Source organism: Providencia sp. PROV188 (assembly GCF_027595165.1).
Taxonomy (GTDB): Bacteria; Pseudomonadota; Gammaproteobacteria; order Enterobacterales; family Enterobacteriaceae; genus Providencia; species Providencia lanzhouensis.
This window is the reverse complement of the sequence record NZ_CP097291.1, coordinates 2,233,685-2,253,992: the sequence shown is the minus strand read 5'-3', so window position 1 is coordinate 2,253,992 and position 20,308 is coordinate 2,233,685. Positions and strand designations below refer to the sequence as shown.

14 protein-coding genes are annotated in these 20,308 nt (G+C 44.3%); all 14 read right to left on the bottom strand.

Annotated features, from left to right (window positions below; all coding sequences use genetic code 11):
- Positions 1-18: 18 nt before the first annotated feature.
- The gene (gene tssA, locus M5X66_RS10290) at positions 19-1,629 is read right to left on the bottom strand and encodes a type VI secretion system protein TssA (RefSeq protein WP_036952963.1); all 1,611 of its coding nucleotides are present in this window, start codon (positions 1,627-1,629) and stop codon (positions 19-21) included.
- Between the two features lie 20 nt (positions 1,630-1,649).
- Entirely contained in the window at positions 1,650-4,997 is a 3,348-nt protein-coding gene (locus tag M5X66_RS10285; protein ID WP_270103505.1) for an ImcF-related family protein, read from the bottom strand.
- Positions 4,994-6,136 (bottom strand): hypothetical protein, encoded by a 1,143-nt coding sequence (locus M5X66_RS10280; protein ID WP_154633508.1) that lies wholly within the window; start codon positions 6,134-6,136, stop codon positions 4,994-4,996. The genes M5X66_RS10285 and M5X66_RS10280 overlap by 4 nt, the downstream gene beginning before the upstream one ends.
- Before the next feature lie 2 nt (positions 6,137-6,138).
- Positions 6,139-6,405 (bottom strand): PAAR domain-containing protein, encoded by a 267-nt coding sequence (locus M5X66_RS10275; RefSeq protein WP_108477927.1) that lies wholly within the window; start codon positions 6,403-6,405, stop codon positions 6,139-6,141.
- A gap of 72 nt (positions 6,406-6,477) precedes the next feature.
- Complete coding sequence (locus M5X66_RS10270; protein WP_270103504.1) at positions 6,478-7,320, bottom strand: formylglycine-generating enzyme family protein; 843 nt, start codon at positions 7,318-7,320, stop codon at positions 6,478-6,480.
- A gap of 59 nt (positions 7,321-7,379) precedes the next feature.
- On the bottom strand, positions 7,380-8,261 hold the full coding sequence (locus M5X66_RS10265) for a formylglycine-generating enzyme family protein (RefSeq protein WP_108477931.1): 882 nt from the start codon (positions 8,259-8,261) through the stop codon (positions 7,380-7,382).
- 75 nt (positions 8,262-8,336) lie between these two features.
- Complete coding sequence (locus M5X66_RS10260) at positions 8,337-9,899, bottom strand: hypothetical protein (protein WP_270103503.1); 1,563 nt, start codon at positions 9,897-9,899, stop codon at positions 8,337-8,339.
- Positions 9,900-10,267: 368 nt separating this feature from the next.
- Complete coding sequence (locus M5X66_RS10255) at positions 10,268-10,651, bottom strand: hypothetical protein (RefSeq protein ID WP_270103502.1); 384 nt, start codon at positions 10,649-10,651, stop codon at positions 10,268-10,270.
- A gap of 12 nt (positions 10,652-10,663) precedes the next feature.
- Positions 10,664-13,204, bottom strand: a complete 2,541-nt coding sequence (locus M5X66_RS10250; RefSeq protein WP_270103501.1) for a type VI secretion system Vgr family protein — start codon at positions 13,202-13,204, stop codon at positions 10,664-10,666.
- The gene (gene tssH / locus M5X66_RS10245; protein ID WP_270103500.1) at positions 13,201-15,864 is read right to left on the bottom strand and encodes a type VI secretion system ATPase TssH; all 2,664 of its coding nucleotides are present in this window, start codon (positions 15,862-15,864) and stop codon (positions 13,201-13,203) included. Before tssH ends, M5X66_RS10250 begins: the two co-directional genes overlap by 4 nt.
- Positions 15,865-16,076: 212 nt before the next feature.
- Positions 16,077-16,568, bottom strand: a complete 492-nt coding sequence (locus M5X66_RS10240; protein ID WP_006660409.1) for an Hcp family type VI secretion system effector — start codon at positions 16,566-16,568, stop codon at positions 16,077-16,079.
- Between the two features lie 2 nt (positions 16,569-16,570).
- Complete coding sequence (locus M5X66_RS10235) at positions 16,571-18,310, bottom strand: OmpA family protein (RefSeq protein WP_270103499.1); 1,740 nt, start codon at positions 18,308-18,310, stop codon at positions 16,571-16,573.
- Positions 18,311-18,312: 2 nt separating this feature from the next.
- Positions 18,313-18,969, bottom strand: a complete 657-nt coding sequence (gene tssL / locus M5X66_RS10230; RefSeq protein ID WP_154636859.1) for a type VI secretion system protein TssL, short form — start codon at positions 18,967-18,969, stop codon at positions 18,313-18,315.
- Positions 18,966-20,303 carry a type VI secretion system baseplate subunit TssK gene (gene tssK, locus M5X66_RS10225; RefSeq protein ID WP_036952981.1) on the bottom strand — a complete coding sequence of 446 codons (1,338 nt, stop codon included), beginning with the start codon at positions 20,301-20,303 and terminating at the stop codon, positions 18,966-18,968. Before tssK ends, tssL begins: the two co-directional genes overlap by 4 nt.
- Positions 20,304-20,308: the final 5 nt, after the last annotated feature.

Below are 20,308 nucleotides of genomic sequence, written 5' to 3'. Positions count from 1 at the left end.
TCACTCTCACTGATTAATTTAAGGGTAGAGTACTAGCGCTCGGACAGGATCTAAGCGAGTCAATTGAGCCAATAACTCAGACATTTGGTGATGTAACTCGGCCTTATCCGGTGTGTTACGTTGCGCTTTACCGCGCAGAAGTTGTAATTGGCGGGCTTTGACTTCAAACAGGGAATGCGGTTCCCAATCAGCCAGTTGCATGTGTTCAGCGCGATTGTCTAATTCACGCAATAAGTTCAGCGCCAAATCATGACGGGCAAATTGCTCTGCCACTCTTGCCATTACCAATTGCAATAGCCATTTTTGGCGGGTGGTCTGAATATTCGGGCGAGACATTAACCATGCTAAGGCGGCTTCTACCCCTTCGGTATCGGCTTGCGTTAATGCTTCTTGCTCTAAGGCAAATATCGAGCCGTTATCATCGTCATCCGCGCCTTGAACTGGCATAGAGTGCAGAGACTGAATGTTATCTTCCAGAATCTGTTGTTTGATCCACGCGAGGGTCACTTCATCAGCAAAGGGGGTGCCATCTTCCCATGCGAGATTTTCTAACCCGGGTAGGCGCAATAAAAATTGTTTTAAATCCGAGGCAATAACGTCTGCCCAACCGTTCCAAGGCGCGGGAGATTTACTGAGCGCTTGGTGTAGGTACCATTGAACATCTAACCAAAAATGGTTAACGCCTTCAGCAAATAGGCGGTCGGCTTGTTCGGTGAGCTCCAACCAGTTTTGTTGCAGATATAAACGTTTTAATTGGGCTTTCGCATCCGAGCGCGGTGGGGCTAAACGTGTGCAACCATGCTGGTTCTGTGGTGGCGATTGGTGCAGGGTATCCCAACGGACAGATTTCATCAGCCGGTGACCCGACAGCCAGCCGTTGGGTTGATTACGCAAATAATTGGCAAGCACTTTGGCTTGGTCGAGCAGCTCACGACCTGATTGTATGGGGGCGATAGGGCTGATCCCCGAGGCCGTTTGCTTTGTCGCGACATTTTCCGACGCTTTGATATTTTGCGGGATGACGCTATCAGCCCCACCGGATTGGGCGAGCCGATTTTCTAAAGCTCGTAAGAGGGGGGCAAGGTTAGGGCGGCTTGCTTCATCCCACGTATTAAACTCATCCACGATCGCGCTAAGTAGTGCCACAATGCGGGAAAATTCGTTGCTATCCACCTCAGGGTAGAGGGATAAGCTGTCGATGACACGTTGACCCGCCAGCCATTCGATGGCGGCTTTTCGGCTATTTGGGCGCGAAGGTAGTAGGCTGTCATGGTAGCGATGTAGTAATCCTGTGAGTAGACCGAGCCCATCGGCTAACCCTGTTTCCCCTTCGCGATGCAAACGCGCCCAAATATAGTAAGTGATAACTCGCGCATCTTTGCAGACGTTGGTCAGGAGGTTCTCGGCAAGAGCACAAATTAATTCAGTGTCTGACCCAGAGAGTTTGTTGACTTCTTCTTTCATGCGTTCGAAGTCATCGTCATAACCGGGGTCATCCCCCATTGGATTTTCAGCTGTAATGGGCAGTAGCCAGCGCTCCCATAGTGCCACTTGTTGCTCAACAAGCTGGTTAGCAGCAAGCGGATTTCCAGTAAAGCAAGCGGTGCGCAAGGCAGTTAATAAAGGCATAGGTGATGTCCTATCGATGGCTAATCCAAAAAGATTTTTTCAGGTAAAACGAAATTACGCAGTTTTAATAGCGCCAGCGGGCCTTGACCCATTTCGGTGCGTAGTTGGTAATTTAGAGAGATGCCATCGGGTGTTACCCACGAGACGGTATAGCTGCTAGTGCTGCCCGCATAAGGCGCGACGTTGGCCGTTTCGAGTAAACGGATCAAACCCCAAACACCACGATGATCGCCATAGAGTCGGGTACCCGATGACGTGGTCATCCAGGTTAAAGATGCGCCAGACGCGACGGTATCGGCAGGCCAAACAAAACGTTGCCATTCAGGGAATTGGTTATCGTAGGTAAGATTTTGTTTATCGATCACCAATATGGTTTGCATCACATTTTTACTGGTGCCTGGACGCATTTCAAAATAGAGACGCGCTTCCCCGTTCGCGAAGGCCACATCGCCTAACTCTGTCAGGGTATTTAGCGCAGTTAAAAAGGCAGGGTTAAAGCGTAAACCTTGGGCATTGGTGCTATTGGGTACCCAATGGTTGCCTTCTTTGCGTAAAACCCCTTGCAAGCGAGTTTCTAAGAAGCGTTGGATCCGACCATTATCGGGGCGCAGATATTGCGCCATCAACGGTAAGGAGATATCGCTTTGGGTATTTTTTAGCGGATAGCGTCCACCGAAAGCGTTGTTCCATTCACTGACAATGGCATTTTGCCATTCGCTATTAATGCCTTGGGCGGTTGGTGTGAGTAATTGCTGCCACGCTTGGGTCATCGGCTCCACTAACAGCGCATCCCCAAAGCTTTGCCACTCTTGCCCAAAGCTGGCGGCAATCAAACTACCCATATCCCGCGCTTCGGCGAAATCGACATTTTTACCTTCTAGAATACTTTGCGCGAAGGATTGAGACATCGCTTGCGGATCCGGTGCATTAACCACTTGCTGAAGTTTTAATCGCACGCGGGTTATGCGGGTGAGATAGGCTTGTAGGCTGAGGTTATCGCTTGTTTGCGCGGTGGCTTGCGGGTCCACAAAATTCAGAATAGGGGCAAAGGTATCTTCAAGCGGACCCGTAAAGTCGGCTTTCTGACTAATGACGGGTTTCTGTTCTTTATTGAGCAGGTCTTTCGCGGAGTTCATAAAGGAATCGGCGAGCTTTTCTTGCTGGCGTCCGGTTTTCCCTTGGTAAGCCACGGTATTCATCAATGCAATGACGGGTGACTGGCGCACATCGCTCATCAAAGATAATTGGTCAATAGTATCAGACAAACTTTCAGTATGGCGCCATTGCAGGCTATTGAGGAAGTTTAACCAGCTATCAGAAAAGTCAGCAAAATAGCGTTCAGTAAGCTGCTGCTTAAGTGCATCATGCGAAATATCTTGGCTAAGTTCATGCTGGCTATCACTCAATACCCAATCAATTTCACTGCGGCGAGATTCAACCACTTTTTTGATGGCAGGTTGAATAGACTCTTCCCACGCTTTGCGGGTAAAAATACCCGACACAAACTCATCCGTGGTGAATAAAAAGCTGGCATCGGTATCGCCCGTCATATCATCTAAGGTCATATCTGGGAACTGATGCTGCGCTTGTAATAATACTTCTTGATACAGCGTGGCACTTTCGCTGCGTTGACCAATTTGTCGAATGAGTAAAGTGCGACTTTGATTAATCAGGTTATTGTTGGCAGTTAATTGCCATTCGGGGTGCTTCGGTAGCTGTTGGGCATAGAACATAAGTAATTCTTTACCGAGGGTTTGCCATTCGCCTTCGTTCATTCCTTGCGGGACGGGGAGAGTCGAGAGCACGCTATCAGTAAAAAACGCCGGATCCATGCGCTCTGGGGTACTCATCATTAAGTAGGTTTTTAGGCTTTGATACGCCCCTTGGGTGGCTTGGCGACGGTCATCACTGTTAGGGGATAACTGGGCATAGGCTTGTAATTGTTGAGTCAACTGTTGAGCGATGGTATCACGCAAAGGCGGTAATACCGTTTGTTGGTACAGTGGCCATAAATGGGCTAATAGTGGTTGATTACTGTTTAGCCCAAAATGGAGCCAGAAAGGCACAGAAGTTTGTTCGCGATGATTGAGTAAGCCTAGGGTTTGCTGAAAATCGTACTGGGCTTTGAGGCGTTCAGTTTCCGGTAATTGGCTGTTAGCGGCGACACTCGCGCTTTGGTAGCTCTCTTCAATAAGCTGGCGATTGGCGAAGTAAGAGACGATCATGCCCGCGCCCCACAAAGTCATGGCAGTAGCAGCACCGTATTGAACGAGACGTTTTTTGTCAAAGCCTAAAGAGGCAGGCTGTAAACCGGATGCTAGTTCAGATTGCACATTCAACCAGCTTTTCCAGCGGGTATCAGGGTGCCAACTATTGGGTAAACGTTGCTGATTCAACGGATTGATAGAAGGGCTAAATGCAATGCCGGAAAAAGGCAGTGTACGTAATTGGGTATTGAGTGGGGCTAATGCGGTTGCAAGCTGCTGGCTGCCACCGTTTTGTAAAAATTGTGCTAAAGCCAGCAGATAGGTGTGTTTTTGTTCTCGCAGTAACGCTTGAGTTCCGTTGATAACGAGCGCGGGGATCAGGCTTAATAAGCTAGGGGATAGCGCCTCGGCTGGCATGTTTTGCTCTGTCATGCAGAGGATAGAGGGCGTTTCAACAGCGCTGAGGGATTGCTGGTCACTGACACTCCATACCCAAACTGGCGCACGCCAACCTAATTCTTGGAAGAGGTTTTGGATTGCACGCCCTGCATTGTGGGCTGTTGCGGTATTGAGGTTAGTGAAAGTGACGTTGTTGTCTAAAAGCTGAGATGAAATGCTGTTTTCAGTCACCCAAATCACGCCATCGAGCGGACGACGTCGGCGTAGGTGTTTGAGGGTTTCTAGTCGCTCTGAATCGATGGAACTCCCGATATCGCCACCGTAGATAAGTAGGGTTCCATCACACTCTTGCCAGATTTCTTGCGTCAGGTTAGGAGCGAGTTTTTCGACGGCGGAGTGGGAGCCAAGGAGGAGCTGAATGGAGACTTTGGAATGCCAGAAAGTGCCGTATTGGGATTTTAGGGTTACTAATATGGGGGATAAATTCTGGTTATTGAGGATGGATTTTTTATCGTTATCTGGGTAAGTGCCCGTGTCTTTATTTTCTTCACGATGATCTGCTATTTTTTTGTGATGAAATCCCCATCGAACGACACTATAAATAATACTAGAAGAAATAATAATACCGATCGCAATGTACTTTTTGAATTCTGTTTCTAGGTAAAAATGTTCACCATAGAACCAAACACTAAGGCATAGTAAGACAACAAAAATGAAGAAAGAAAATGTCTTCACTACGGGTTTATTCAATTTTATATTCATATCGATGGACTCGAAGTAATAGTTCCAATAAACATTGATTGATTATCTTGAGAAAGTGTTAAAGCTGAGTTCTTGGATTGAGCAACATAGTCAATGGCGATGGCTAAATTTAACCAACTTGAAAATTCGCCTACTGGACCAATAAAAAATTCTAAGTTAAGTAACTTATTGGGTTCTATTTTTGGGAGCGACTCAGAGGCGCTGAAAAGTGCGCTGATTAAATCGTTTTGGCATTTATTGTCAGAAAAACAAAGAAACGTATTTTTTGATTCAGTCTGTATTTCAGTAAATAGATGGATGGCATTCTGTTTATCTTCATCGATTGTGATTGGCATCGGTCTTTTTACATTAGCAATTGTATTTAGTTGATATGCTAGAGCGACTTCATCGGAAGTAAAAACAAAAGCTGCAAAAGCGGCAGATTGATTTTGGTTATAAGCCTGCTCAATGAGTACCAGTTGGATTAGGTCTTCATTGTTTCTTACAGTATCTTCGATGTAGTTGTAATCTAGTTCATGGGTGAAATTTACATTGTGTGGTGGTGGATTATGAAATAATTTTTCCCATGAATATTCAAATTCTTTTCTTGATGTGGTGAGATTTTGATTTGTTAAATAGTGAACAGAAAAAGGGTATTTGGTACTGACCTCAAGAATCTTATCTTGCAGTGTCCTTAGTAAAATAAAACACGGAGATTTATCTTCAGGTAAATAATCAATTCTCTTTGGTAGTTGGTAGCTTGCGATATGTGAACTCTGATGTTTTAAAATATAGGGTAATGTGATTTTATCAGGAAGCAATATAACGGAGTCTAATATGCTAATTGCTCTTGAACCCCATTCCTCCCATTTTTTATCAGCATATTTTTTTTCATTTTCTAAGAATTCGTAATTATTTTTTGATTTAAAATAAAAAATGATTTTCACAAAGAATACACTTAAAACAGTAATGAGTGGGACTGTAGCCACAAAAATGATGATAATCTTTCCTCTATCTGAATCGAGAGATTCTTTTTGAGAATTAAAATAGAGTGAATAAAATAGAAAAAATAATGTTAAACCTAACGCTATAATCCATTTAACGTAAGGAGGTTTTTGAGGTTTAGGTACTTGTAGCGATGCTTTTTTATTCCAAGACATAATTATCCTAAATTAAAGTCAGTAATACTGGCAATGAGATAACAACCGCACTCAGTTTTGCTTCCATCCACGGCAACAGGAATACCTTTACATGTAAATTCTGTAGCGCCTTCAATAATGGCATTAGTGCCATGACCTTTTTTGGGGCAACTAACTAAGTCACCTACTTTAGCTGCTCTTTTTCCATTAATAACAATATCGGAAGTTGCGGTAATAACGGTGCCACCATGACTGGTTTTGTCACCCAATAAAATAATGTTTTTAGTCATAAGAGTTTAAATATTAAATTAATAGGTAGGTTGTGATATTCAAAAAATATTAATTTAGTATTTTAATATTAATTATTGGCTATAATTTTCAGCGATTGAAATAGGTGTTGGGGATTGCACAGCACAGCGAAAACCTCGCCCTGTGCTCATTATCTCTGTTAATACAGGAGGCATAGCATAGCGTTCAATATTCTGGTTATCCATAAAATTGGTACCCGCAGAGCCTCGAGTTACTTTGGTCGTACCCGATTGAGGGCCTTGCGGATTTTTTTCGGGAGATACTGAATAGTAGTTTTCATCGTACCAATCATTGGTCCAATCCCAGCCATTGCCGATCATATCATATAACCCTATGGGATTGGGTTTGCGCATATTTAATGGAATATATGCTTTGGAAGAAGGATCAATAAAGTCGCCAAACTTGCCATCGTCACTTGAGTAATTCAAAAATTGACCTCGACTACGAGCCGCATACTCCCATTGCGCTTCGGTAGGCAAGTCAACCGGTAATCCACTTTGTTGCCCAATCCATTGGCAATAATCTTTAGCATCTTGCCAGTTAACAGAGGCGAGATAATTATCATTGGTAAATTTTTTCATCGATACATAGCGTACTTGTTCTTTCAGTTTTTTATAATTCTCGGGTAGAGGTTTTCCCATGATATCTAGCCATTGCAAGTATTCGCCCCATGAAACCTTACTTTTTGAAATGCTGAAACTATCAAGGGTTACATTATGGGTGAATTTATTATCCTTACTAAGACTATAAACAAAATTGGATTTACCATCTTTACCACCAAAATCTCCCATTAAAAAAGTTCCGCCCTCAACAAACACCATATTATTTAAAGTGCTATTGACTAGCTGTTGAGCTTGTTTTTGTTGTTCTGCGGTAGGCTGCTGATCACAACCCATTAATAGCCCGAAGCTCATTAGTAAAACAGTACGGTATGTTTGATTAAAGAATATCATGGCTATTTAGTTATGGGTTGGATAGGGTTTGGGGATTGGATTGCACAGCGAAAACCTCGCCCTGTAATCGTGATATCGTTTAAAACTGGTTCCATAGCATAACGGTCAATATTCTGGTTACTTAAAAAGCTGGTACCCGAAGAGCCCCGAGCAACTTTAGTGGTACCGGATTGGGGACCTTGCGGATTTTTTTCGGGGGATACCGAATAGTAATTTTCATCGTACCAATCATTGGTCCAATCCCAACCATTGCCTAGCATATCATATAATCCTAGGGGGTTTGGTTTACGTTTATTTAGTACAATATACGGTTCGGAGGAAGGATCAACGAAAGTACCAAATTGACCATTATCCGTTGAATAACGTAAAAATTGACCTTGACTACGAGCCGCATACTCCCATTGCGCTTCTGTAGGTAAGTCAACAGGTAAACCACTTTGTTGCCCAACCCATTGGCAATAATCTTTAGCGTCTTGCCAACCAACGGAGGCTAAATAATCATCTTTAATAAACTCTTTAGCGGGGGGATATCGTGTCCACTCTTTTATTGCAATATAACTTTTAGGTAACGGCTTATTTGTTAAATCTATCCATAATAGATATTCTCCCCAGGAAACTTTACTTTTTGAGATACTGAAACTATCGAGGGTTACGTTGTGGGTAAATTTATTATCTTTACGTGGACTGTAATAGAGGGTTGAAACACCATCTTTACCGCCGAAATCCCCCATTAAAAAAGTTCCGCCCTCAACAAATACCATATTATTTAAAGTGTTATTGACCAGTTGTTGAGCTTGTTTTTGTTGTTCTGCGGTAGGGGTGTTATCACAAGCTGTAAGTAAAAAAACAAGAGGGATAGTGATATGGAATTTAGTGTGCCTCATTTAATATTACCTTTTGAATTGTAATGAATTTTTTAATTAAATTTAAAAGAAAGTTAGTTTATAGGGAAAATATAATTAACTATTACCATATAAATTTTCTTTCCAATTGACACCATCTCTAGACCATAATGTGCGGCTAGTCACATCGGAAACTGTAATGTACTCTTTAAAAGGGGTTCCATTATTTTGTTTAGCTAATTTTTCATTAGGTAATTTATCTCTGAGCGTACCAAAAATTTCTGCATAGCGACTTGCTCTAGAGTATATTTTACCTCGGTCAGTGTAATGAGTTTTGGTCTCCTCACCTAAAGATAAAAACGACAGAATATATGTGGTATTGATAGGGACACTTAATTTAGAACCATCAGGTACGGTACTTAAGTGTTGAATAATATTATCAAAATCGCGTTGTGATTGAGCCCATCGAAGGATATACAGAATGGCGCGTTTTCTGGTGCTAAAAGTTCCATCTATTTCACCAGGGATTAATTTATGACTTTGCCCATAAAAATGATTTTCCCAAAATTCGTGCTCTAAAAGAGCAGCAATAACAGCCCCTTTTGTTTCTGGGGGTGTAAATTTAAAATCATCACCATTATTTTTAATAATGGCAGCCATTAATTTTTCTCGATTTTTTTTATTTTGCCAAGCAGTTTCAAAATATCGAGTTGCATCATATAAACCTTGATAAATTGCTATGCCTGCACCCATAGCAATTAGGATTGGTAATTGACAAATAGCTAAAAAATCTTTCTCAGTGATGATTTTTAGCATTTTTATGTAATCAATATCACGTAGCATATGAACAAAGCATGGCATAAACTCTTCCATAATTTTATCCATATTTACTTCAAAAGAGAGGTGACCTCCGGCTCCAGCTCCCCAACATAGCTCTGCATGCGCAGTAAGGTATATTTTGCCATCTAGAACAGCTATAGCAAATTGTGCAGTTGCACCTGCTCCCATCATAAAATCTGTTCCTGTTGCTATTTTGGCAATAGAACAGAAGCCATCAGTTTGTTCATATTTTTTCCGTTGGGCAGGGGTTAATTCCGGACTTAACCAAAGAAACTCACCAGCCAACTCAACACCACCTTTAACACCAACAAATACACTGGCTTCCGAATTCAAGCCAAGAGCATCTGCAGCCTTGGTGATATCAGATCCTTTAACATCGCTTAATTGAATGCGATTATTATCTGTTGTTGAAGATTGAGAGCCTCTTAAACCCTCAGTTGAAAGATTCACACTTGCTTGTAAGCCAAAGCTGGCTCCTAACATGCCAGCTAATGTGAGAGCGATATCAAATCTAAAAGCTCCCATCGACGCCATCATTTCTTTGTAGCTTAAAGCGCCAAAGTCACCAATGACCCGGGTTGTGGACTTTGGATTTCTTGTCGGGTATAAAAATTGAACACCTTGGCGGTTTGGTAAGTGAATTCTTCCTTCCGCTTTTGCTTCTGCAAATGCGAAGTTGCCATAAATATTGGCTTTAGCTTGTGCTTTTCTATCTTTATTTCCGCCAAGGGAGCCATTGGAAATTTCGATATTGCCATCACCTCCGTAACTCCATCGCATGATTTGTGCTTTTTTATCGAAGGATGCATATTTTGTTTTAGTTGGCGGTGTTGAGTCCAAGCTTTTATTAACGTCTTCTGCCCACTTTTGGAAGCTTCCAGCCCATTCACCGAGTGTTCCGCTATCACCCTCTAATTCAAAAAGTTGATATTTAAAAGCAGGTTCAATTTCCTTTAATGCTTCTTTTAGTTGCTCAGTATCAACTGCTAGTTTTTCTGTTTGGTTTCCATTTGTATCTGTTTCTATTACCCGGTTAATTATTTTTTTCTTTTCTTCGTTACTTATATCACTACGTTCTAATTTATGTACTTCATGTTTGCCTTTGGCATCTATTTGATCGGAACGAACGTAGCGATATTTAAACCCACCGCTAGCTTGTACTTTGAGTAGCTCAACAATATTCAGATTGTCACTACCTGCACTGGAATCTAGTAATGAGCGATTTTTTTATCCTCTTTCTCATTCTCATCAATAATGACAGTTAATGTTGAAACTATTTTATTAAGTTCATTTGCAGCTTGATTATATTCTTCATGGCAGTTTAATAGCTTATTAACGAACTCGTCGGAGTTTTTTTCTCTTTCTTTTAAAGATGTGCTATCGAGTAAGTTATCAATTTGAGCTAAGCGACTATGTTTATTTTTTACGAGCGTACATAAATGCCGGCTTTCTAATTCAAGAGCATCATCTGGGACAAAAATTAATTCATTAGTATCTGGATGATAATAAAGATTAGGCTCGCTTGATGAGTAAGCATCTTTATTACTACCATCCACGTTATTTGTTTTCGATTGTGTTTGATTTTTTTGCATAGTTATCCACCGTTATTCAGGCTTTTCTTTGTCTTTATTTCTATGAGTAATAGCAGACAATTTTGTAGGAATTGCTGTAATAATATCGAGTGTTTTCCCTTCTGCACTTGATGTTCCTGTGAAAACCTCTCCATCTTCTGTCGTCACGGTATAATCGGTATAAGGTAAAATTTTGTTTGAGTCTTTATCACGTAAAGTGAATTGTTCACTAAATCCGACAGGAATTTCGGGTGGCGTAGATGAAAATCTAGTAGCCCCCATTTTTTGAACATTGGTTGTTTTTAGTAAAATATTATTTGGGCTACCTAATTCAATATTTCCATCGGAGATCTTGATATATGCCCCACCACAGGTAAGAATAATCTCTTGTCCAGCAGTGATATGAACTTTGCCATCAATCGATTGAACTTTTAAATCTTGTTTTGATAGAAGTGACATTGCATCATTTTGAGCTTCAACATCAATATTTCCATATTTTGCAAAAGCTTTAATACCATTATGTTGAGCATAAATATTGGCATCATTTTCTGCGTTGATAGTTAGAGTTTTATTTGCTGATAAGTTGATAGATTTTGATGCAGAGATAGCAATGCTTTCTTGGCCTGAACCGATGCTAATTGGTTTTGGTGTGAAAACACCAATTCCTTCAGGTGCATGGACTAATAATCCAGGCGCAGTAAGTTGCGATAAATTATTCTTTAGTTGCTCTTGCGCATCAAGATCACTTGCTGCTGTTCCGCTGATTTCCGCTGAATTTGATAAATTTCTAGCAATCGATAATGCTTGCTCTAGTTGCTGTATTGCCTCTTCCATCGCCAACACATCACCACCAGCTTTATCCTGCTTATCGGTGGTAATAAACAGCCCTTTACCCGCGCGAATTGCGCCCCAGCTATCTGTACGTAACTCAAAACCATCACCGCGTTGTTCGCGCTCGGCGTTGACCAAATGCCCCAAGTTTAACTGGGTTTTTCCGCCATACTCGGTGCTGAGCTTAATATGCTCTTGCCCGCGTTTATCTTCCATGCGCAGTTTGTTATTCGCAGGTGTGCGGATCACATTACGGGTGTTATTTTTATCCGTCACGTGGTCGGGGTGGCGGGAATCATGTAGTGCGTGGGCGATGTAAGGGCGGTCTGGATCACCCTCATGGAAGGCGATAGCGACCTCAGTCCCTTGAATCAGTGGGAAATGCATCCCATAAGTATCTCCGGCGTAAGGTTTCGCCAAACGCACGGGCATACTTTCATAGCCCTTGGTTTTATCATCGCGATCTGCGTCGAATTTTACCCAATAAAAGCCATGTTCATTTTGGTGGGCATAAATGTCGTGGTCTTTTGCGCTGGTGATGCGCGCCATTAATGTTCCAGCAATGACAGGGCGTGGTTTTAGAGCAGGGCGCCAACACAGTGATTCCGTGTAAGGCACGGCGTCAAAGCGAACAGTCAGCGCTTTATCTCGGCTGGTGGTAAAGCGTAGGCGAGTAATTAAAACGGGTGATTTGAATACGCTGGGTAACGTCGAACTGAGCGGGTTATCTTGAATGCTTAATACTAATAATGGCGTCAGGTCTGCTGCGCTACTTTCTCCGCGTAGTAAAGTCTGGCGAGCTAAAAAGCGTTCGTGGTCGAGTCTTGCCCAGAAGTTAGCGGTTTCGGTTTCAGGGCGAATTTTGTCCCCTCGGGTCAGGTGGCGACCTTTATAGTGGTAAACATCGCCGTAGTTGATTTTTTCGCCATCACCGCGAGTCATGTCCGCGACGGCGGAAATCAACGTATCTTCCGCCAGTCGGTGGTTATAGTCTTTGGCAAAGACAGTACTTTCAACCACTTGATGGCGCAAAGATAATCCCCAAACACTGTCAACATGGTTATCGCTCAGCCCAGATGGGCTATTTAATGGTAGCGTTTTGTCATACACATAGCCGCGTTGGCTGTCCGTAAAGTGGAGCACCTCGGTTTGGGTATCATCTTGTAAACCAAAGCGGTAAAAAATACCCACTTCACTGAGTAAACGCTCGATAAATTGGCGGTCACTTTCGTTAATTTGGTTGATTTGTTCGCGTTTTGGGTACTCTTTTTCGAGATGAAATTCGAATTCCCAGCCTTTGAAATTATGTTCGCGCAGGATCTGTTCAACCACATCAGGGATGGATTGGTTGATAAAGAAACGGTGGCTGCGAATTTGATGGCGGAGTAGAGCAAAAAAAGGCTCGATAACTAACTGGTAGCGAGCTTCATCCGCAGAGCCAGAGAGACGACGGAAATCCGTCACTACGCCATGAACGCGCTTGGCAACGCTCGGCTGAGTGGCGAGCCCCATTAGGTTATTTATCGGCGCGGAAAAGGTCAGGCTGGCATTACGGCGCAATAATTGTTGCGCAGAAAGATCTTGGGCGGAACAAGTAAACGTAATTTGATAGCGATAGGTATCGCTAGCGGCTTCACGACCTGTAAAATGTTCAACGTCCAGTAAATCTGAGCAGCCTTGGACTTCTAGGCGATAGCGGTTTTGACCTTGAAGGAGGTTTTTGGCTGTATCGAGTAGGCTCATGGATTTATCTCCTCAATATCACTGAAACTCAGGGTGATCCCGTCTTCTTCGCTATACCCCAAAGTCAGGCTTTGCGCTTGCTGGTGGTTAGCTTGGCGCATGAGTAATTGCCGACTCAGTACTGGTAAAATCTGCTGATTCAGTAGGCTGTCTATATTGCGGGCGCCGGTGTCGGGTAATAAGCAGGCGCTCACGAGCGTGTCATACAGCGCTTCTTCGATAATGCCTTCAAGCTTGTAGTGGGTGTAAAGACGCTTAATGACGCTGCCCAGTTTCATTTCAACAATTTGGCGCAGAGCGGCTGGGCCTAATGGGCGATAAATTAAGGTTTGGAAGCGTGCGAGTAAGGCGGGTTGGAAGTGGTCGCGCAAAATTGGGCGCAGCAGTTCTTGCAGCTCGCCGTCGGTAGACTCAGGGAACTCTTCGAGTTGCTGCATCAACAAATCACTGCCCAAGTTGGCTGTCATTAAGATCACGGTATTACGAAAATCAATTTCACGACCTTCGCCATCGCGCATAAATCCACGGTCGAAAACTTGATAAAACAGATTGAGCACATCGCGGTGGGCTTTTTCCACTTCATCGAGTAACACGACGCTGTAAGGGCGCTTGCGAACGGCTTCCGTTAAAATCCCGCCTTGACCATAACCCACATAACCTGGAGGAGAGCCTTTTAATTGGCTGACGGTGTGGGCTTCTTGATACTCGGACATGTTGATGGTGATTAAGGATTTTTCGCCACCAAACAGGACATCTGCTAAGGCGAGTGCGGTTTCAGTTTTACCAATTCCGCTTGGACCCACTAATAAAAATACGCCTTGAGGGCCATTTTCTGAGGCGAGACCCGTGCGAGCAGCACGCAGTCGTTGTCCAAGCCCCAGTAATGGGCTCTCTTGCCCCACAACGCGTTTACCTAGCGAGTCTTCTAGCTCCAGCAGTTCGGTTTGTTCGTCTTTTAAGAGGCTGGATAATGGCACACCCGTCCAGTCGGCGATGACAGTGGCAACGGTTCTGATATCCACATCGGGGGTGATCAGCGGCTCATTTTGTTGAACGAGTTCTAACTGTGATTGGATATCGCTGACATCTTGGGATTGACGGCGCTGTTCTAAGAGCTCGCTGATAAGGTTTTTTTCTTGCTCAAAACGCTGTTCTAACTCAGCCAGCTGTATCGCTATTTGGGCATCTTGAGTGACTAATTCGCTCAGTAGGGATTGGTTGGTGGTGTTGCCAATCGCCAAATCATCAAGGATCGCTTGCTGTTCAAGTTCTAATGCATTGCGCTTGGCCTTTAAACGCGTCAATTCTTCAGGGAGTGTATCGAGGCTCATGCGGATACGGGCGCTGGCGGTATCGAGTAAATCCACGGCTTTATCGGGGAGTTGGCGACCGGTTAAGTAACGGCGGGATAAGGTAACAGCGGCTTTGACCGCATCATCGGTAATGTGAACACCATGATATTTGGCGTAGCGCGGTTTTAGCCCCCGCAGCATTAAACAGGCTTTTTCATCATCAGGTTCATCGACTTTGACGACTTGGAAACGGCGTTCTAAAGCGGCGTCACGCTCGAAATATTGTTTATATTCAGACCAAGTGGTGGCGGCAATCGTGCGTAATTCACCACGGGCAAGGGCGGGTTTGAGTAAGTTAGCGGCATCAGCGCCACCAGCTTGGTTGCCTGCGCCAATGATGGTATGGGCTTCATCGATAAACAGTAAAATCGGAGTAGGAGATTGTTGTACGGCTTCAATCACGTTTTTTAAGCGCTGTTCAAATTCGCCTTTGACGCCAGCCCCCGCTTGCAGTAGACCTAAATCTAATGTACGTAATGATGTGGTTTGCAGACTGACAGGAACATTACCTTCAACGATACGTAGGGCTAAGCCTTCCACTAACGCGGTTTTTCCAACACCCGGTTCGCCCACGAGGATTGGGTTGTTTTTGCGACGGCGAGACAGAATATCCACCATTTGACGGATTTCGTCATCACGTCCAAAGACTGGGTCAATCGCGCCTTCGCGTGCTTTTTCGGTCACATCCACCGTAAATTTATTCAGCACGGCCAGTAAGGCTTCATTCAGTGTGTTTCCGATGACATTCGGTGCAGGAGCTTCATTTGTTGATTGCGTTTCAAGTGGCGCTTCTGCCGGCAAAGATTGATTATGCGCCGCAAGTTGCTGAACTTCAGGGCGCTCATCGGATTGCGCATCCAGCATCGGTCTTAAGCGTTGTAATTGTGTGATGCTTAAGGTCATTAATGGCCAAAGGGCGTCGTTCGGAACTAAAGAGGGTTGCTTCACCATCGCTGCAAGAATATGGACGCTGCGAATGTGCTCGATATCTTCATCCAATGAGGCTATCACCCATGCGTTTTGAATTAAGTTTAGGAGTGATTTCGAGAGGGAGGGGCGGCTATGGATAGAGCGGGGTAGGCTGTCGATTTCTGTTAGCAGGCTTTGCCAAAGTTCAGAAATATCCCACTCATAACGGCGCGCTAACACAGTGATATCACTTTCTCCTAGCTCAAGCAGCTTGAGTAACCAATGTTCGATGGTAACCTCAGCATGGGCGCGTGTTTGGCACAAGGAAGCTGCTGCCTCTAGTGCATTTGCACAGAAAGGGTTTAGGCGACGCAATAACATAACTGAAGAATTTTCCATGTTCTCTCCCTAGATAATCTGGTGGATATCAATGTGTTTAGGCACGCTACCGCCCCTAACCGTTAACCGAGGTTCATAAGGTGATATTCGCGATGGGAATGCGCGGTTGAAAGCGCGTATTGCTTGTTTAATGGCAAAATGTGTTGTGTGTGAGTGATGTTGCGCAAGGGGCGCAAGAAAAAAGCAGACGCCGAAACGCCTGCTTGTCTTAATTAAGCGGTAGCACGCTCATTCCAAGAATCGGAATGGATGATGTTGCCGTCTTTGTATGTCCAAGTGATTTTTTCATAGCGCAGCTCAATCTCTTCGAGATGGTTGTGCTTCTCTTTACCTGGATCTTTGATGTCGTGCATTTTTGGAGCGACTTTCACGACTTTGACGTTTTCAAGTTTGGTGTTGAAATATTCGACTTCTTGTCCTGCGTCATCAATGCGATACCATTTGAATTCCGCTTCTTTCAAGGTTTGACCCGTGGTCACAGCCTTGTAAAGGTAAGGGCTTGAAGCATCAATTTCTTTAACGAAAATGAATGGCGTATGGATACGAGTACCTGTTAATTTACCGGTATTGTTATCCGTTGGGATGTACAGGTTATGGTCTTGAGCAACCACTTCGATGCTGCCTTCACGGTCTTGTACGTCGACAGAACCTTTAATTTCAGCACCGCCATCATCTTTCAGCCATAAATAAACTGGAATAGCCATAACTACTTCTCCTTTCGTGTGGAATGTGTACCACCATCCATCGATGGTACGGTGTTGACGCCTAATATCTGACAAGCTTCAGCTTGCGGTATCAGGCGAATTTCTACGCGGCGATTGCGAGCACGTCCGTCAGCGGTGTTGTTGTCGGCAACGGGGTTATTTTGCCCGTAACCTTGCACAGCAAAGCAGGTTGGCGAGATATCGCTGGTTTGGATCATCCAATCACGGACAGACTCTGCGCGTTTTAAAGACAGTTTTTGGTTTTGCTCTGGATTCCCGGTGTTATCGGTATAGCCAGAAACCATAATTAACCAGCCGGGTTTGGCTTTGATATTGAGTAGCGCATCAACTAACACTTTGGTCGCGCCCGTTTTGAGTGTGTATTGTCCAACATCGAATAAGGACAAGCTGTCCAAAGTGACGATTTGAGGTGGTGCAGCTGGCGCTTCAGGAGTGATTTCAGGTTGAGAAGGCGCCCAACTCCCTAGCAGAGTATGTAAGTAAGGCAATATTCGATTACCTTGATATAACGCTAAAGAGTAAGCGCTTGGGATCCCTTCACGCTCCCAGCGTGCAAGCTCAGCAGCATCATCTTGTAGCTGCTGATAAGCGGTCAATTTGGGTGCGAGTGGAACTTCTGAAAGCTGAGAGAAACGAGCAATATCTTCACCAATATGGCGAATGAGTTGCTGGTTATGGTGGTAGCTACCGACTAAAGCACCCACGAAGAAAACCCCAAAAATGACGCCAATTGCACCGAGGCTTTTTTCTGTTCGGCTTAAGTTAATATCATGATGTAAGCGGCGTAGCATGACATCCGGCAAAGGGAGTAAATCCGTTGTTTGTACTGAGGAGCGCAATGGCAATGTGGTTTTTTCTTGGATGAATTGCTGCCATAAATTGTTTGGCTGGCTAGTGATATTAATCCACTGAATGGCCCATGCGGAAGGGATTTGCTTCGGTGCTCCAGCTTGAGGTAGGGTAAATTGAGGAACTAAAACTTGGTTTAGCCAGCTTTGTAAGGTATCTAGCCATAGAGAAAATTGCAGGCTTTGTTCTGACTGTCCGAAATGCGCAGGTAGCCACACGGAGTAAGGGACTGACATCGCACCTTCTTGCTCCACCTGAAATTCAGTTTGGTGGCTGAGTAACGTCATCCAAGGTGTATGTTCATCATCAACATGCATAGCGGCATCAGCATGATGAGGTTTAGAAAGGTATACCGTTACCCAAAATGGCAATTTAGCACCGATTTTTTGACGACCTTCCCCAATAGCTCGACGCCAGTTGAGTAGCGCTTGTGTCAGGGTTTCTTGTTGGGTCAGTTGCTCGGGTAATACAACGTAAAGCAAGGATAAGTGCCCAGATAGTGAAGGGGCATATTCCACCAATGCGGCAATCAGTTTAACGAGCTCAGTGGGCGCGGATACGCGAATATACCAACCTTGATTTGTTTCTCTGTGTAATTGGTCATCAAGGAATAGTGCTTGAGATTGACCACAGACTAAAATGACAGGCCCCTGATAATTATCAGTAGGAAATGCACCCGTATATTCATGTTCAGTGGATAGCACTTGGCGTCGTTGTTTATATTGCCAAAACAACATTCCCCCCGTCAGTACTAAGACGAAGACGGAAACAAAAATGGTGACACTTTGCCCTAGAGACCAAAATCCCCAGAGTAGCCACAAGAAAAGCCCCGTAGCAAAAAGCGTCAGACACTGTTTGATTGGATTTTGCATGCCTATCCTTGTGTCATCCACTGTTGTAGTAAATGTTCTAACGAAGCACTGAACCCCCACCACATGGCGGCGAGTATGAGGATGCCGCCTATCCAACCAAACCAGTAAAGTCTGCGACGGCTAAACTGTAATTTAGGTTTTACGACGAGAGGTAATTCTGACGTGATCAGATAATCTGGAAGCTGAACATTGAGTTGAGCGACGATACGTTCACGTTCTGGCGCCTCTTTTTGGCGAAACTTACCGACAAACCCGAGGGTAAGCACGCGATGAAAACAGAGCAAAACGTCAGGATTCGGGGCGGTTTCGTTTAAAATGCTGCGTAGACGATCCCAAAGTTTGTCTCCCGCTTCTAATGTATTGAAGTAACGTGCTTGCAAAGGAGACTGGATCCATGTGTTGTAGCCATCATCTTGGTGCTGGCGATTCATCACAGATTCATCAATCAGGGCACATTGTGCGTATTGCATATGCTCAATGGCGGATTCAGGGTAGCCATGTTCGAGCAGTTTTTGACGTGTTTCATCAATGAGTTGGCAAACGCGACGATAAAAACTATCCCCTTGAGTGATGGCGGTGCCTTGATGTAACTGACAAACCATCAGCCAAGTTTGGGCGAAGATCATGTCGATAGTATGGTGCGATGTTGTATTGTTCATGAGCGAAGTACCGCAAACAGCTCTAATTGAATGTCACCTAACGTGCTTGGAACATAGAATGCACATTGCCCAGAAGAGAGCATGGCTTGACCCGCAGGTGTTTCAATATCTAGCGCAAAGTATTGATTTTCTAAGCGAAGAGGAACTGCCGTTGGAACATGGCTGAGCGGTTTCAATGGAATACCATTGAGGGCCACATTAACGACATCAGCCACATCATCACTACTGCCCGCTTTGCAAAGGAGTGGAAATTGAGCGATCAATAAGTGAGCTGGCAATGATGAGCGAACCGATAAGTAAAAATCGGCTTCTTCACGTAATCGACCGTCATGGAGTTGACCTTTCCAGAATGGACCTTCTTTCGCCAATTCAATGCTAATCACGCGAGAAGGCAAACTGGCTTCAAGCAGTGTATTTAACAAGGCAAAAAGGGGTGGGAAAACGAGTTCTGGTTGCTCATGTTTGTATAGCGGGATATCTTCCAGCTTACTTTCTAAAGAAAAAGTTAATAAGCTGCCTGCTAAACGAGCTAGCTCTCGATAGAGCAATTCAGGATGACGATGCAACGCTGTGCTGAGTTCATTGAGGACAGGCTCGGCACTATTGAGTGAATTCAGTAACCAAAACAGTGAAACATCAGCGACCACAAAGTCGGCCATTTTTTCATTACTTTCACGACGTAGCGCCATTAAACGACGGCGCTTAGCCACTAAACGGTGCATAAACTCAGAAAGTAATGTTCGTAATTCAGCACTTCCCTGGCAGGAAAGTAAGGGGGGAATGAAGTGGTTATCAAATTCCCACATCCCCTGAGCGTTGCGAATAAGGCGTGCAACAGGGCAGGTCATATAGGCTTCATTCTCATCATGAGCAAAACGCAGTGTTGCCACGTGACGTAGCACGGCAATATCTGTTTGTTCATGCCCTAATAAGTCTTGGACTTTAACCCATTCTTGGCTAAATCGGCGTGGGCGATCGGTTCCTGTTTCGGGAACTAAGTTTCCACCATTGGCTAACATTAAAGGCAGCGCCAGAACGATATCCAATGACTGACGATCCGCATAATCATTGAGGGACAATACCGGAGGAAGGGCATCAGCTAAGGTTGTGTCAATCAGTGTGCCGTCGTGAAAGCGCACCACGATTTTTTGGGCGCTTACGCGAGAGAGCGTTAATGCACTGACATCAAACTCGGTATTAATGACGCCCCACGTGGAGGCGATACCCATTTGTGCGACGACTTCAGCAACATGACCGTCCCAACGGGCTTGCTGCTGAAATTGCTGAGGGGCCAAAAAGGCCCCGTCTGTCCATAGGGGACGGTAGATTTTCATCCTGA